The 14,707-nt window shown below is 45.0% G+C and carries 14 protein-coding genes; 4 read left to right on the top strand and 10 right to left on the bottom strand.

The features are described from left to right. Positions 1-112: 112 nt before the first annotated feature. The 5 genes from ACR65H_RS13535 to ACR65H_RS13515 form a co-directional block, all read right to left on the bottom strand. Positions 113-1,294 (bottom strand): NupC/NupG family nucleoside CNT transporter, encoded by a 1,182-nt coding sequence (locus ACR65H_RS13535; protein ID WP_440500927.1) that lies wholly within the window; start codon positions 1,292-1,294, stop codon positions 113-115. Between the two features lie 337 nt (positions 1,295-1,631). Next, a complete protein-coding gene (locus ACR65H_RS13530) occupies positions 1,632-1,745 on the bottom strand; it encodes a YjcZ family sporulation protein (RefSeq protein ID WP_440500925.1) in 114 nt (37 codons plus the stop codon). A gap of 141 nt (positions 1,746-1,886) precedes the next feature. After that, positions 1,887-3,305 (bottom strand): serine hydrolase domain-containing protein, encoded by a 1,419-nt coding sequence (locus tag ACR65H_RS13525; protein ID WP_440500924.1) that lies wholly within the window; start codon positions 3,303-3,305, stop codon positions 1,887-1,889. Between the two features lie 350 nt (positions 3,306-3,655). Next, positions 3,656-4,456, bottom strand: a complete 801-nt coding sequence (locus tag ACR65H_RS13520) for a serine hydrolase (protein WP_440500922.1) — start codon at positions 4,454-4,456, stop codon at positions 3,656-3,658. A gap of 17 nt (positions 4,457-4,473) precedes the next feature. Beyond that, entirely contained in the window at positions 4,474-4,899 is a 426-nt protein-coding gene (locus tag ACR65H_RS13515) for an SRPBCC family protein (RefSeq protein WP_440500994.1), read from the bottom strand. Between the two features lie 597 nt (positions 4,900-5,496). Here ACR65H_RS13515 and ACR65H_RS13510 point away from each other — a divergent pair. Beyond that, positions 5,497-6,396, top strand: coding sequence for a hypothetical protein (locus ACR65H_RS13510; protein WP_440500921.1), 900 nt, complete (start codon positions 5,497-5,499; stop codon positions 6,394-6,396). Positions 6,397-6,440: 44 nt separating this feature from the next. Here the strand turns inward: ACR65H_RS13510 and ACR65H_RS13505 are convergent, their stop codons facing one another. Further along, positions 6,441-8,015 (bottom strand): FAD-dependent oxidoreductase, encoded by a 1,575-nt coding sequence (locus ACR65H_RS13505; protein ID WP_440500919.1) that lies wholly within the window; start codon positions 8,013-8,015, stop codon positions 6,441-6,443. A gap of 333 nt (positions 8,016-8,348) precedes the next feature. Continuing rightward, positions 8,349-8,879: a DUF1572 family protein gene (locus tag ACR65H_RS13500; RefSeq protein WP_440500918.1), complete on the bottom strand. Its 531-nt coding sequence runs from the start codon at positions 8,877-8,879 to the stop codon at positions 8,349-8,351. A 137-nt stretch (positions 8,880-9,016) separates the two neighbouring features. Here ACR65H_RS13500 and ACR65H_RS13495 point away from each other — a divergent pair, with 137 nt between their 5' ends. Beyond that, positions 9,017-9,832 (top strand): MBL fold metallo-hydrolase, encoded by an 816-nt coding sequence (locus ACR65H_RS13495; protein ID WP_440500916.1) that lies wholly within the window; start codon positions 9,017-9,019, stop codon positions 9,830-9,832. Positions 9,833-10,178: 346 nt separating this feature from the next. Here ACR65H_RS13495 and ACR65H_RS13490 read toward each other — a convergent pair whose 3' ends face one another. After that, a complete protein-coding gene (locus ACR65H_RS13490) occupies positions 10,179-10,634 on the bottom strand; it encodes a DIP1984 family protein (protein ID WP_440500915.1) in 456 nt (151 codons plus the stop codon). Between the two features lie 139 nt (positions 10,635-10,773). Between ACR65H_RS13490 and ACR65H_RS13485 the strand changes: the two genes are divergently transcribed. Continuing rightward, positions 10,774-10,995 carry a hypothetical protein gene (locus ACR65H_RS13485; protein WP_440500913.1) on the top strand — a complete coding sequence of 74 codons (222 nt, stop codon included), beginning with the start codon at positions 10,774-10,776 and terminating at the stop codon, positions 10,993-10,995. Between the two features lie 46 nt (positions 10,996-11,041). On the opposite strand, the gene ACR65H_RS13480 is transcribed toward ACR65H_RS13485, so the two are convergent. Together ACR65H_RS13480 and ACR65H_RS13475 are read right to left on the bottom strand one after the other, a co-directional pair. Next, positions 11,042-12,628, bottom strand: coding sequence for a M2 family metallopeptidase (locus ACR65H_RS13480; RefSeq protein WP_440500911.1), 1,587 nt, complete (start codon positions 12,626-12,628; stop codon positions 11,042-11,044). Positions 12,629-12,690: 62 nt separating this feature from the next. Continuing rightward, positions 12,691-14,337 carry an FAD-binding dehydrogenase gene (locus ACR65H_RS13475; RefSeq protein ID WP_440500910.1) on the bottom strand — a complete coding sequence of 549 codons (1,647 nt, stop codon included), beginning with the start codon at positions 14,335-14,337 and terminating at the stop codon, positions 12,691-12,693. 137 nt (positions 14,338-14,474) lie between these two features. Between ACR65H_RS13475 and ACR65H_RS13470 the strand changes: the two genes are divergently transcribed. Next, a complete protein-coding gene (locus tag ACR65H_RS13470) occupies positions 14,475-14,654 on the top strand; it encodes a hypothetical protein (RefSeq protein ID WP_440500909.1) in 180 nt (59 codons plus the stop codon). Positions 14,655-14,707 lie beyond the last annotated feature (53 nt).

Genomic DNA, 14,707 nt, shown 5'->3' with positions numbered 1-14,707 from the left:
GTTTTTGTCAGCTTTATCACTTCCATTTCATGATAACCCTTCGGCTCGTCTACTTCCATTGAATGGTACTGACGCGTGTGCAAAAAAAGGAAGCCCAACAAAGGGCTTCCTTTTATAACATGATTCCTGTAACTGCCGCAGTCAACAAACTGACCAAAGTCGCTCCATAGAGCAGCTTCAACCCAAATTTAGCGACTGTATTTCCTTGTTCTTCGTTCAATCCTTTAACAGCTCCTGAAATGATACCGATTGAGGAGAAGTTCGCGAATGATACGAGGAATACAGAAATGATGCCGACCGTCCTGCTTGATAAAGATGATGCCATATCTGACAAATCAATCATCGCCACGAATTCGTTCGTCAACAACTTTGTCGCCATGATCGTACCGGCTTGTACAACTTCCGATGCCGGAACGCCGACGATGAATGCTAATGGCGCAAACACATATCCTAACGCAGTTTGGAAGCTAACACCTACTGCCGCTTCAAAAACGTTATTCACCATGCCGATCAATGCGACAAAGCCAATAAGCATCGCACCAACGACGATGGCCACTTTAAAACCATCTAAAATATACTCGCCCAACATCTCAAAGAAGGACTGGCGTCTTTCTTCCTTCCCTTCGATAATATCCTCTTCCTCTGTCACTTCATAAGGGTTGATGATATTCGCGATGATAAATCCGCCAAAGAGATTTAAAACGAGTGCCGTAATGACATATTCAGGTTCAATCATCGTCATGTATGCCCCTAAAATGGAAGCGGATACTGTTGACATAGCAGAAGTACACATCGTGTACATCCGGTGCTTCGGAATATGAGGCAATTGTTTCTTAAGGGAAATGAATACCTCAGATTGTCCAAAAATCGCAGAGGCGACCGCGTTGAAAGACTCCAATTTCCCTAGACCATTGACCTTGCTCAAAATAGAACCAAGAAAACGGATGATCAACGGAAGCAACCTTATATACTGAGCAATTCCGATGAGCGCAGAGATAAAGACGATTGGCATTAAAACATTCAGGAAGAATGGGATTGCACCATCATTCGCAAGTCCTCCGAATACGAAGTTAATCCCTTCCGCTGCGTAGGCTAAAAGTTTCTCGAATACGCCCGATACGCCTTTAACTAGAACAAGACCAATTTCCGTATTCAATAGGACGAAAGCCAAAACTAACTGCAAAACGATCATGATGATAATCGGTTTGTATTTAATCTTCTTCTTGCCATTGCTTGCTATGAATGCAAGGAAAAAAATAACAAGTAACGCCGCAATGAATATGAGGAATTTCAAAGCGGTTTCCCCCTCTCTATGTGCATAAACTGTTGTTGTGCGGAGCAAAATCACATTTCTCATATGTTCCCGAAAACTTTATTCCGTAATCGTTTTAGTTATTCGACAAATCGGTCGTTTATATACGAAACAAATACTCATGACCAACTTCCGAAATGTCAAATAAGCATGAAAATGTTATATTTTTTTCTCAACTTGAACATGATAACATAAATTCAACAGTAGAGTAATTGACAAAATTAGTACATAAAAAAACAGAGAGGCATTTAATAAACCCTCTCTGTTTTTCAATTTTAATGCATTTTCTATAAATTTATTAACAAAAAAATTTACCTTTTCAGTATCCTCCGCCCCAATAGGCAGCTCCAACAATTATTAATAATATAAACAAAACGACAATTAAAGTATAACCGCCGCCATACCCTCCACCTTGACCAACTTCATTCGACATTCTTCCACACCTCCAAAACACTTGATGATGTTATTCTATGTAGTCACTTCATCCATGCCCATGACATTCCCCTAGTACGACCTGCACAGCTTCGGGAAATAAAAAAAGAGCTCCCACGTAACCGTGAAAGCCCAGTAACTTTCAAGCAATTGAAGAATTGCTCTCCTTCATAATATGCCTTCCACCATATACGATACGCTCAATTTCTCCGCTACGGTTTTCAACGAATTGCAAAATGCCATCATTCTCATCTTCATCCATAAAAACATTGTCCCCTATACATTTTAACTTCCTGCTCGCTTCATTCGATTCAACAGTGAGCCGGCCATCGTTCAATGACACCTTTACATTCATTCCTTCGCTTGAAATATAGGAGCCTATGAATTTCTGAAGGTCCTTGGCATCAACTTCTTTCACCTCATACGTTGACGAGGAAGCGTTTAATTCTCTGCCTTCCGTAACATTTATCGCGCTCATAAGAAGATCAGCCGCCGGAACATCCGAAACATTCGTCAAAATCACGCCCGCCTTTTTCTTCTCGATAACGGCACACATATACGATGACACGCCTTTTAAGCCGCCTCCATGGCTGATCAATGTAGAACCGAAATAATCGGGAATGACTCGCAGACCATATCCGTAGCACTTGCCAGGTTCGTATTCGATATGCGGATGGATCATTTGCTCAATGCTTTCCTTCGATAAAATCCGTGTTCCGTCGACGACGCCTTCATTCCAATACATTTCTAAATAGCGGAGAATATCATTTGCCGTCGATTTCAAATAACCGACCGAACGCATCGACGGCGCATCCCACCAAAGCGGTGCTTCATACACATGCGAGCCGTCCTTCGCTTTCATGTAAAGTGTCGCAACATCATCGGTACGGTCCAATCTCTCCATCGCAAAAAAGCTATTTTTCATGCCCGCAGGCTTTACTATATTTTCTTCAATGAACTCTTCATATGGTCGTCCGCTCACTCTGCTAATGATGACGCCAAGCAACCCGTATGAATCATTCGAATAACTGTAAAACTGACCTGGTTCGCCGAGCCATTCAAAATCGTCTGTCGCCATGAACGCAAGCATTTCGTCGTACGTCTCGATATGTGGTCCTGGATTGTTCAACAGATCCAGTCCGTAATCTTTTGCGGAAGGATCTTGTTCAATGCTATTTTTCCGGGCATACACATGCGTCGCGAGAGGTGGATAACCTGCAGTGTGAGTCATTAAATGATGGATCGTAATTCGCTCCACTTGTGTTCCTGGCTTCTTCAATTCTGGCAAGTAGTCAACGATTCTATCATGCACTGACAACTTTCCCGTCTCCTGCAGTTTCATAATGCCCGCACTCGTAAACGACTTAGTCATCGATGCAATTCCAAAAACTGTATCACCCGTCGCGGGCAGCTTCCGCTTAACATTCCGATAGCCTAAGTTCTTCTCATATACCCGCAGCCCGTCCGTCTCAATGCCAATCATCGCCCCTGGAATCAAATGCTTCTCAACGAACTCTTGCGCATACGTATCAAATGTATTTACCGCTATAGTTTCCCCCATTTTCATTCCCCCTGTTTGCTTTTCCATACTAAGATTATTCGCCGTTAAGCATGATTTCCCTCTTTTATTGCCGTATCGTCATCCTCTGGCGTCGCAAAAACGCATAATTCGTTTATTTCACGCATAAACTCCACAAACACGCATAACGGTTTTTAATTTATAAGATTCATTTGGTCGAGTGCCTCGGCAAGGTGGCGCGGAAGTTGTTATCACCGACTCGCTGTAGTTTATTACCGACTCTGATGACTTTATCACCGACTTGGCACCCTTTATCACCGACTCGAATGAATTTATCACCGATTGACTACAATTCGATGTAAGAAATGAAAAAACCAGATGAGGACTTTCCCTCATCTGGCATAGTCATACACCTCGCTTCCAATTTGCGCAATCATTTCCTGCGCCTCATCTTCCGCACATCCTTTGGAGAGCACAGTGACCGCCATGCATCGCCCGCGCACGTATAGCAGCGCACATTCATGCTTAATTCCTTCAACATTACCGCCCTTCCCAGCAAACTCCCACTCTGGAATGGCGCCAACAATCGGGGTATTGATTGCAGGCAAGCTGTCGATAAAACCATTCGAAAGCTGTTGCTGCTTCATAATGCGCACCATCTGCTCCGATGCGTGCAACGAAACGCACTCACCCTGTGCAATCTTTGCCAATAAAGCAGTCATCTCAGAAGCGGTTATTTCATTGCTACGCACCCGATTTGCTTGAACAATCATCAATTTGTGATGAATCTCACTTCGTTCCATCCCTAGTTCTTTCAGGAAAGCCTGAATCGTTTCCATCCCAATCAGATCAATCAACATATTTGTCGCTGTATTATCGCTTTGAATGATCATCAATGTCAGCAAATCATAGATCGGCAACTCAATGCCTGGTGACATGAACTGCAGCACACCACTCCCGCCGACGATATCGTCTCTTCGTAACGGCAAACGATCCCCTAACCGGACGACCTCTTTTTCCGCCGCTGCAAATACCGCAGCCATAATTGGAACTTTGATGATGCTTGCCGCGTAAAAGCATTCATCTCCATTTATTGAAAATAAGGTGCCTTCATTTACATCCTCTACCGCAACGGCCCATATCCCGTTCGCATTCTTCAAGCGACCTTCTACTTTCTCCTGCAGCGCGTTCATCTTATCCCCCTCTTCTTTCAATGAACTAACGATGCGCGCAACGTCGTAATACCGTTTTCCACATATCCTTTCAAGCAAGTGAGCATATACACCCAGCCTTCTTTTTGACCAAGCATTTTAGCAATGATGTCGGGGTCGTCCGCATTCATTCCCGACTCAGTCACTACAATCAGTGTACTTCCGTCCGTTTCCTGGAATGTCATCGTCACAGTCGTTTCTCCCCAGTTGAAAACAATTTTCTTGTTCTCGTTAACTTCCAATACGTGAATATCCCCTTCGGCACCATATTCCTCATACTTCCAAGTGATCGTCTTGCCTTGTTCAACTCTGCTTGTACCTGATGAAAACCAATATCCGCCCATTTGTCCCGGATCGACAATCGCTTCGAACACGTCACTTGCCGGTTTATTAATTTTCATTTTAGTTGTTATGTCTGTATTCATTGTAGGTTTCTTCCCTTCTGCGATTTCAGATGTGATTTTCGTAACAATTGGTTCTTCGTGAGAAACAATATAGACGACGTCATCAATACAAGCTAGCGCATATAATACAGGCCTCTTGCCCGGATAATCAGGAATGGACAGATTCCACTCCTTCTCCAAATAATCTATGAACGTGGACTTTTCATAAATCCTGAACGCATCTCCCCTGAATCGTTCATTGTCATTCCAGCGAGTATAAATATCTACCGCCGCAAGAAATGTAATATAGTAAGGAAAATCAATCTGATATGTCGTGACCTCTATATCCGGTTGAGGATGAACACGTAAATGCCAACTTTCCTTCGCTTTATTCACAATGAAACGCAAATTGACCCCTTCGCTTTTTGGGACGCTTACTTGTTCAAATGAAATAGAGTATCCTTTTTCATTCACCAAGTCCTCAAACGTCAAACTGTCACCCCCATATAAACTTCACTCTTTCATGTATTCGATACAAACGTGAAAATCCCTCTACTACTTTCTGAAAACGATAGAAGGTTCTGCATTAATAGTTTACTATGAGAAGAAAGACAATTTTCAGTCGAGAGGTGCACAGACATGGATATTACGATAAAACCTACACAGCAACAGCTAGAACATTGGATTGAAAAATATGTACCAGAAAAAGATTTATATTTTTTGCGAAAGAATGATCTACCTTTATTCCAAAATGATTTGCAAGGTGCTTTAGTATTTCCGAGATCAGAGTTCTTCAATCATTCCTCTTACAACGGCATTCAAATGGTAAATAGTTATATGTATTGGATGATTTCTAAAGAGGCTGAGTACGTCATCGTTACACAACCCGAATGGATCGACTCACTTTCCTTCGACAAGAGACATGCACTATTCACGATGCAATACGAGTTAGGAAGAGGGTTAGTCGGCCCGCTCTCGTTGTTGTCCGAACAAGATTCATTTCCGAAGGACTACATTTTAGAAGTAAATGGGGAAAGAATCGGTGTTTTACAAAGGGCGATGTGGATGAAACTGCCCGCTTCCATCAAAGAAGAAATCGTCCGCATAACTGCACAGCAATACGATGGATGGACATCGTTGCAGCCTCCTTCATCGACTCCTTCTCATTTGCTCAAATATGCCAATACATTTTCGACCGAGCCAGGCGCCAATTGCCTCGCCGCCACGCTATTCGCAATCAGTTCCGAGCCTGCGCTTGACGAATGGATCATCCATGAATGGGTTCATGGCGAAACCTTTAAGCAGAAGGTGGCACAAGCTTCATTCACGATAGTCGAAGACAACTTTGAGACGGATGACGCAGTCGTCTGGATTGATGAAAATAGCAACGTTCAACATGCGGCCTACTGCATTGACGGACAGTTGTTTTTCAATAAAAATGGACAGACATTTTTCAATCCATGGAAAATTGTTGACTGGGAGGAATTAGAGGAGTCTTGGAAACGGTATACACCCTGCGTGTATCGAAAAAAATCGTAATCAAAATAACCCATCCAGCAAAGCGCAGGATGGGTCGTTTTCATTCAATATCCGGAATCCTCAGATGTCAAATTGTCCATCATTGTATAATCATAACGCTGCAACGGCTTTTCCGCCGGGCCTTCAATTACTTCGCCTGTGAATGTAAATCTAGATCCGTGGCACGGACAGTCCCACGTCCTATCGCCGCTATTCCATTCGACTTCGCATCCGATATGAGTGCACGTCGTATCGACGATATGGATTTTCCCGTCGTCATCCCGGTAGGCACCTTTCCGATGTCCATCGAGTGTTACGACCGCGCCTTCTCCTTTGGATAAATCATCTGGGTTCGTTTTTGGCGAATCAAGCTTACCTTTGATTAATTGACCAACGACGTTTGCGTTCTGGACGAGGAAGTTTTTCAAGCTTGGTTGTGCATAGAACCTTGTTGGCGTATACAATTTCTCAAACTTGTTCTCTTTCCCGATCACCATATCGCGGAATAACAATGCAGCGGCCGTCCCATTCGACATTCCCCATTTCCGGAAGCCCGTCGCAATTAGGATATTTGGATTTCCTGATGTGATTTCACCGATGTAAGGCAGTTTATCCAAAGTGACCAAGTCCTGTGCCGACCACCTTTGTACAATCTTCTCAAGACCGAAAACCTCTTCGCCGAATTGCTCCAACGCTTTGTAATGCTCCATCGTCTCCACCGGACTTTGACCCGTCTTATGGTTTTCTCCGACAATGAGCACCAGCTCCTCGCCGTTATCCATGACAGACCGGAAAGAGCGTGTCGGTTCATCCGCGCTAATGAAAATGCCTGACGGGAATTCTTTCTTCGATTTCACAGCTAACGCGTATGAACGGTCCGCATACATCCTCGTGGAATAAAGACCAGTTCCCTCGTAGAACGGAAAATGCGAGCAAATCAGCACATGCTTCGCGGTAATCCGTTTTTCATTGCGCGTCAGGACAGCCGGCCGCTCCCCCGTATCAATATTAACTGCCACTGTATCTTCAAAGATTTGCCCACCCTTTTGTGTGAATAAATCAATGAGTTGCACCAAATATTTGGTTACATGAAATTGCGCCTGGTTTTTCATGACAAGGACATTTTGTACGTCAATGTCAAACGGAAGGCCATCGACCAATCCGCCTTCGATTTGAAGCCTCTCGTAAGCGTCCGCTTCCTTCTTGATCTTCTCTGCGTACTTCTCGGTGACGGAGTAAATATACGCATCCACAGTTGTGAAATCACAGTCGATTTGATGTTCCTCCACCGTTTTTTTGATGAATGCCAGTGCTTCCATATTCGCATCGTAATACAGCCTTGCTGTAGTCCGCCCCATGTTTTGGATGAACTCATCATAAATCAAATCATGTTGCGCCGTAATTTTCGCCGTCGTATGCCCCGTTGTCCCGTTCAACACCTTATCAGCTTCAATGACCGCAACTTTCAAACCATCCTGGGCCAATAAATATGCGGATGTAATCCCGGTAATGCCTCCACCGACAACGATAACGTCTACGTCGAGATCTTCATCCAAACTCGGAAAGGTCGGAAAGTCGACACTCGTCCTCCAAAATGATTCTGGATGCTCCGGCAATTTCCCATTGCTTTGACTGTTCATATCCTGTCCTCCTGTACAATGTACTGCAGGTAGGATTCCCATTGGTTAGCAGAATGTAAACATATGGCGCATTTTTAATCGGAAGAGGGGAGCTTGGGGGAATAAAAAGAGCTGTCGTGTGAGTAATGGAGCCCTTGGCGAAATAATGGAGCCCTTGTGCAATTAATTGAGCCCTTGGCGAAATTAATGAGCCCTTGTGCAATTAATTGAGCCTTTGGCGAAATTAATGAGCCCTTGTGCAATTAATTGAGCCCTTGGTGGAATTAATGAGCCCTTGCACGTTTAATCGCCTGTGAGACGGGGACATTCCACCATCTCACAGGCATAACTTCTTCATTTCTCCTTCAGCATCCGTTGCAAGTAGGCGTCCGATCCCCCTTTAGGGATGCTTAAATTTGCCCACTCCTCCCCTTTTATCTGTTTTCCAATGAACATAATCTGTCCGATATGGGCTGCGTAATGTGCCATTTGCCGTTCAATCGCGTCGATGACGGAATGAGCCTGCCCGCGAATATGAACGGTTTTAACCAGGTCATGCTCATTCAAGCTTTCGAGCGCATTCAAAAATACACGCCAGCCATGTTCCCAACAATCTAACAGCTCCGCTTTGGACATCCGTTTCATCTTGAATTCCCCGTCCCGATTCCGATCCGGCTTTTCACCATCCGCCGTCAGAAAATCCGTCCACCTCGAAACCATATTACCGCTTATATGCTGAATAAGAATCGCGATGCTGTTTGATTCGTCGTTCATCGTCCAATGAAAATGTTCTTCATCCAATTGAGCAAAGGTCTTGTCACCTTGCCCTTTCAAAACGGCAAACCGTTCCCGAACGACGCGTAAGTATTCTATTCCAATCGTCATAGTGCCCCCTCCTTTCTCTACTGTATTCGAGTCATTGTTTATAAAATCCTTCAAATAATAATCAATTGAATGAATAGTCATTCATATTGTGGTAGTCTACTAGTAAGTGAATCATGCAATAGTAAGGGGTGAAGCTCTTGTTTTTGAAAACGAAATCAAAGAAGGATGAGATAAGTGGTGTCCGTTTTATCAACGGGGTCGTTCATTTCAATAGCGTGAAGTTGAATGTCCATTGTTTTGAAACGGACGGGGTGTTGATTGACACGGGATCCCGAACATTGGCGGAGGAATTCAAGCCTTTTCTTGAGCAGGCGGACGTTGACCAGGTCGTGATCACGCATGCCCATGAGGATCATAATGGAGGCGCAAACTATTTACAAAACGAACGTGGATTACCAATTTTCATGAACGAAATGACGATTGATGAATGTGTGCGAAAAGCGGATTATCCTTTTTACCGGAAGTTCTTCTGGGGAGCGCGTCGCCCTTTCTCGGCAAAGCCGATCGGTGAAACATTCCATTCCAGGAGCGCCGAGTGGTCTGTCATCCCTACGCCGGGACATGCAAAAGACCATCTTGCATTTTTAAACAAGGAGACCGGACAGCTGTTTTCCGGGGATTTGTATGTGCACCCGAAAACAAAGCTCATTTTACGTGATGAGAGCATTCCTACGATTATTAATTCCATTGAAAAGACGTTGCAGTATGACTTCGGGGAAATGTTTTGCTGCCATGCGGGATATGTGAAGGATGGGCGGATGGCGCTACAGAAGAAACTTGCGTATTTACAGGAGCTCAGGGAGGAGACACTTAGCCTACGTGAGAAAGGGTACGGTGCGCGCGAAATCCACTCGCGACTTTTCACTAAGAAATACCCGATTACGCTCTTTTCATTTGGTGAATGGAATTCGATGCATATTATCCGCTCGATTATTAATGAAGGAAAAGAATGAAAAGCGGCGGGCATCCAATTACACTTGGTGCCCGCCGCCAATAATTTATTTACAAAAACAAGCCCCCAACCCCACCCTCACTGCGTTCGCAAATTAGTACATGGTCGTTACAATTACATTCTACTTGTACTCATGTCACGGTACTGGGCGTCAATTGTTCATGACGGATTTGAACCGATTGGTATAGCCCCGTCTACCTACCATTAAGTCCGACTTTCCCAGTCGGCGGGTTTGTACTCACCTTTGCGATGCAGCTACCGACTTGCTGATCACTTACGCCTTGGCGTTAGTGCGTCCAGATTTTATCGGGCGCGCCCGATCATCTTCCTTTAAAAATCTGTGATCTCTAAATCAAATCGATGCTCCAATTCATTCCTTGAATCTTCGTGTCCATCTCCCTAAACTCCTTCGATAACTGGTCGACCTGCTTTTGAATGGACGAAACGTCGACAGTGCTGATGATTTTGATTTCCGTTCGGCTATATCGGTCGTTTCGGATCGACGCTTCCTCTGCAATTTTCGCGAAGATCAACCGCTTGTCCCACTTCTGGTCACGCTCAACCAATGCATCGGCAAGTGTTCGTGTGTCGTCGAATTGGACGGAGCAATTCGTTTTATTGATCCGTTGAATTAATGTCGTCAATTCCTTCATATTGCTTTCGAGCTCCGCCAACATAACGTTCGGATCCTCCGCAGGCTGTTCCCCTTCTTGGATTTTCAAGTTCATGCTGATCCGCCTTTTCAGCTGCTCGTTTCTTTTTTGCAAATCCGCGCGTGCAATCAATGCCTCCGCGAGTTTCATTCATACCACTCCCTTTGTTCAACTTGTCGTTATATCTTTCATTCGACACGTCTCGCTAAAAGTCCTTTGTTCTAAATCTCTTGGACAATCATAAAATGAATGGATTCCAACTATCACACTACTAAAGGAGATTCGAATTATGTATGCCATCCATTTCTATGAAAATAACAATTACGTTCTCAACCAAGTTCTCAGAAACATCCCTGCCGTCGATGAAAATGTGACGCTGAAAGGGCGAAAAGGCAAAGTGATGAGGATCGAAGAAATAAAGGAAAACGTCTATTATGTATTTGTCGAGTTCGAAAAAGTAGTGGATAAAAGCAAGACGGCTGCACTAGATGTGAAAAAGAAAAGACGATAAGAAAATGCCGAATGAGATTGTCTATTCTCGTTCGGCATGTTTTTAATTACACAAGTACTTTCGTAACGAATTGATCAATGAAATATTGTGGGTTCAACTTTTCACCTGTCGCTTTTTCAATCTTTTCATTCCACTCGTATAATGCCCCTGGCTTGAAATATTCCTCGATCAAATACGTACCTACTTCAGGCGTGAACATATCCTTTGAGATATTGTTCTCAATATAGGAATGCAGCTGCGACGTCGTCAATTCGCCTAGCAAATAGTTTTGATAATAAACCGGGACGAGCGTGAAATGGATTTTCGCCGCCCAATGCGGATAGTCGACGTTTTCAGGCGGATTCACGAATTGGACATTCTGAACGATTTTCCACCAAAGCTTATTCAAATCCTGATCCGGATTTTCGTACAATTCGCGCTCGAAGAAAGTGAATGCCATAATCCAACGGCCCGCAATGAGCATTTGCCTACGCAGCGATTTCTCGATGAGCGGCGTCAGCTCTTTCACTTCTTCTTTATCCAACCCTAAAAACTGGTGCAGCCAAGCAGGATCTTTCCCGAAACGGCCGTACAGCATCGCAATTGCTTCCGTCGTTAATGTATGCGCGCATGTCCTTAGCAAGTATGGGAGTGTCGGATCGACATATTTGAAGTAAACCGCATGGCCGAACTCGTGCAGCATCGTGACGGACCAATAGTCGGAAGGCACGTTATTGCATAGCACGCGGACGTCGCCTTCCCGGTCGATATCCGTGCAAAACGCATGCTGGTTCTTTTTATCACGCGGATAAAGATCACTGTTCGCCAACATATCTGTAATATCCATGCCCATGCTTTTAAACGTTTCGATCGTTAATTGCTCAAGATCTTTCCCTTCATAGAATGGGTCCAAGTCCAGTTCCTTGGAAGGCGGTGCTTCTTGGAAAAACGGATCAGCATAATGCCAAGGACGAAGATCGTCGATTGAAATGCCGAAGCGCTCCGCCAATTCGCTGTCCATCTCATGCTTCATTTCACGGAACGGCTCATCCGAAAGCTCTTTCAACTTATGGAAAATCGAAAAGATTTCATCCCGGTCCAGTTCCTGATGCTCGAAGCTCATTTCATGATAGTTTTTAAAGCCTAACGAACGCGCGACTTCATTCCGTTTTTTGACGAGGGTCAACAGCTTCTCTTCGACTTCTTTCCCGATCTGCTTGCTCGCATGCCACGCCTCTTCGCGTTTAGCTGAATCATTATTTTTAATTAAAATTTGCCGAACATCGTTTTCCGATACGGGTTTACCGTCGATTGTCGCACGGAATGTATTAAAAATACCGATCAATTCTGTCGAGCGTTCTACCATTTCCTTTAAATCCGCTTCTGCAATCTGCTTTCCTGCCATGCCAGTACGGAGGCTTTCGAGCTGGCGTCGTTGCACTGCCGTCAAATCATCTTGTGCTAAATACGCCTTCACTTGTTCGAAACGTTCCGGATTCGCTAAGTATTTATTAAATTCCGTTTGCGCTTCTGCTGTCTTTTGATTCCATTCGTCTTCCCCCGTCGTTGCCGCCATCCAAGAACTGCTTGCGCTCGTCATATGTAACTCTTTAATTGCTTTATTTTGCTCTTCCAAAAACTGTTCAACTGTCATAGTCTCTTCCCCTTTTTTCTGTCGTTCTCTTTTCATTCGATGCGGCGCAGCAAATATCCTTCTTATTCTGACAAGTTTCGCCCGACGATGCGTCCGCTGAATAGGCATCCTCCTAAAAACGTCCCCTCCAATGCGCGGTATCCATGTACGCCTCCTCCTCCGAAACCGGCGACTTCCCCTGCCGCATACAATCCCGGTATAGGATTTCCCGCTTCATTTAACACACGGCCGGACAAGTCCGTTTGAAGACCACCTAACGTTTTCCGGGTTAAAATATTGAGTCTGACTGCGATTAACGGACCGTTTTTCGGATCGAGCAGCTTATGGGGCTTCGCAACGCGGATCAGTTTGTCTCCAATATAATTCCTCGCTCCGCGGAGTGCAGTAATTTGCAAATCCTTTGTGAATGCATTATCCATCTCCCGGTCCCTTGCGAGAAGCTGCCGCTCGATTTTTGCAGTGTCAATCAAATCATCCCCCGCGACTCGGTTCATACCTGCAACTAGTTCTTCCAACGTATCCGCAACAATGAAATCTTCACCTTGATCCATGAACGCTTTGACAGGAGCAGGCGGGCCGGGAAGCACCCTAGATAACACTTTTTTAATGCTTTTCCCTGTCAAATCCGGATTCTGTTCCGAGCCGGACAACGCGAATTCCTTTTCGATAATCTTTTCGGTGAGAATAAACCATGAGTAGTCATAGCCCGTTTCCTTTATTGCCTGCAACGTCCCTAACGTGTCGAATCCAGGGAAATTCGGTGCAGGGAACCGGTTTCCTTCTGCGTCTAGCCAAATGGAGGAAGGTCCAGGCAAGATCCGAATGCCATGAGAAGGCCAGATCGGACTCCAATTCCGGATACCTTCCGTGTAATGCCACATCCGATCTTTATTCACAATTCGACCGCCCGCATTTTCTGTAATCGCAAGCATACGCCCGTCGACATGGGCAGGGACGCCTGAAATCATTTGCTTCGGGGGCTCCCCCAATCGCGATGGCCAATTTTCACGGACGAGATCGAAGTTTGCGCCGATCCCGCCGCTCGTCACAACGACTGCTGGTGCTTCGTATGTAAATTGCCCGATGACAGAACGTGAACTCGTTTCCCCTCTTTGGACGTCGCTCGGCTCGAGAACAGATCCTCTCACCCCGATAACCGTGCCGTTTTCGTTTAGTAATTCATCCACCTGATGCCGCGGCTTATAGTCAACGAGACCATTGCTAATTCCATCCCTGACCATTTTTTCGAACGGTTGCACGAGCCCCGGACCCGTCCCCCACGTTATATGGAATCTAGGCACTGAATTGCCATGCCCTTCAGCTAAGTAGCCCCCTCTTTCAGCCCAGCCGACGACAGGGAAAAAACGGACGCCAAGCGAATGCAGCCACTCCCTTTTTTCATTCGCAGCAAAATCCACATACGCTTCCGCCCATTTCATCGCCCACTGATCCTCATCTTCTATTCGGTCGAATCCTGCGCTCCCCATCCAATCTTGCCATGCGAGTTCCTTGGAGTCCTTTATGCCAAGCCTCCGCTGTTCCGGCGAATCAACTAAAAACAATCCTCCGAACGACCACCACGCCTGCCCACCTAGAGACGACTCCGGTTCTTGGTCCAGTAGGAGAACTTTTTTACCCGCTCTAATCATTTCCGAAGTCGCCACCAAACCGGCTAGGCCGGCTCCAATTACGATGACATCATAATTCATTCCGCAACCCCCAATGTTAATAAATCCCACAATTCTATCCTTCGCCAACTCCATTTCCAATTCCTTCTTTTCATCGGGCAGAGCAGCGTATACTTCTTTCGCTGACGCGCATAGTACGTAGAGGAGGTGAGAAGTCGGTGAATAAAAACAATAAGAAGACGATGAATGAGAGAACGCATAATAGCTTTGACACTTACAAAGAGGCACACAACACTAACAGCAATACGAATAATCCGGGCGAAAATCGCACACAGGAATTCGGAAAAGACTTTGACGCAAATGCACGCAATGAGCGGCGGGATGATAGAGAACGATAAAAAACAGGTGAGGGAAATCCCTTCACCTGTACATATTTTGCTTATAGAATCTC

This window comes from Sporosarcina sp. SAFN-015 (assembly GCF_059415085.1).
This window is presented reverse-complemented; position numbering and strand designations above follow the sequence as displayed.

Bases quoted from the DNA above. Each gene is read 5' to 3' on its own strand.
- ACR65H_RS13525 (WP_440500924.1), bottom strand. From the start codon at position 3,305: ATGGGGGAAACTATAGCGGTAAATACATTTGATACGTATGCGCAAGAG.
- ACR65H_RS13510 (WP_440500921.1), top strand. From the start codon at position 5,497: ATGGATATTACGATAAAACCTACACAGCAACAGCTAGAACATTGGATT.
- ACR65H_RS13530 (WP_440500925.1), bottom strand. From the start codon at position 1,745: ATGTCGAATGAAGTTGGTCAAGGTGGAGGGTATGGCGGCGGTTATACT.
- ACR65H_RS13505 (WP_440500919.1), bottom strand. From the start codon at position 8,015: ATGAACAGTCAAAGCAATGGGAAATTGCCGGAGCATCCAGAATCATTT.
- ACR65H_RS13485 (WP_440500913.1), top strand. From the start codon at position 10,774: ATGTATGCCATCCATTTCTATGAAAATAACAATTACGTTCTCAACCAA.
- ACR65H_RS13520 (WP_440500922.1), bottom strand. From the start codon at position 4,456: ATGAACGCGCTGCAGGAGAAAGTAGAAGGTCGCTTGAAGAATGCGAAC.
- ACR65H_RS13515 (WP_440500994.1), bottom strand. From the start codon at position 4,899: ATGAATACAGACATAACAACTAAAATGAAAATTAATAAACCGGCAAGT.
- ACR65H_RS13490 (WP_440500915.1), bottom strand. From the start codon at position 10,634: ATGAAACTCGCGGAGGCATTGATTGCACGCGCGGATTTGCAAAAAAGA.
- ACR65H_RS13480 (WP_440500911.1), bottom strand. From the start codon at position 12,628: ATGACAGTTGAACAGTTTTTGGAAGAGCAAAATAAAGCAATTAAAGAG.
- ACR65H_RS13500 (WP_440500918.1), bottom strand. From the start codon at position 8,879: ATGACGATTGGAATAGAATACTTACGCGTCGTTCGGGAACGGTTTGCC.
- ACR65H_RS13475 (WP_440500910.1), bottom strand. From the start codon at position 14,337: ATGAATTATGATGTCATCGTAATTGGAGCCGGCCTAGCCGGTTTGGTG.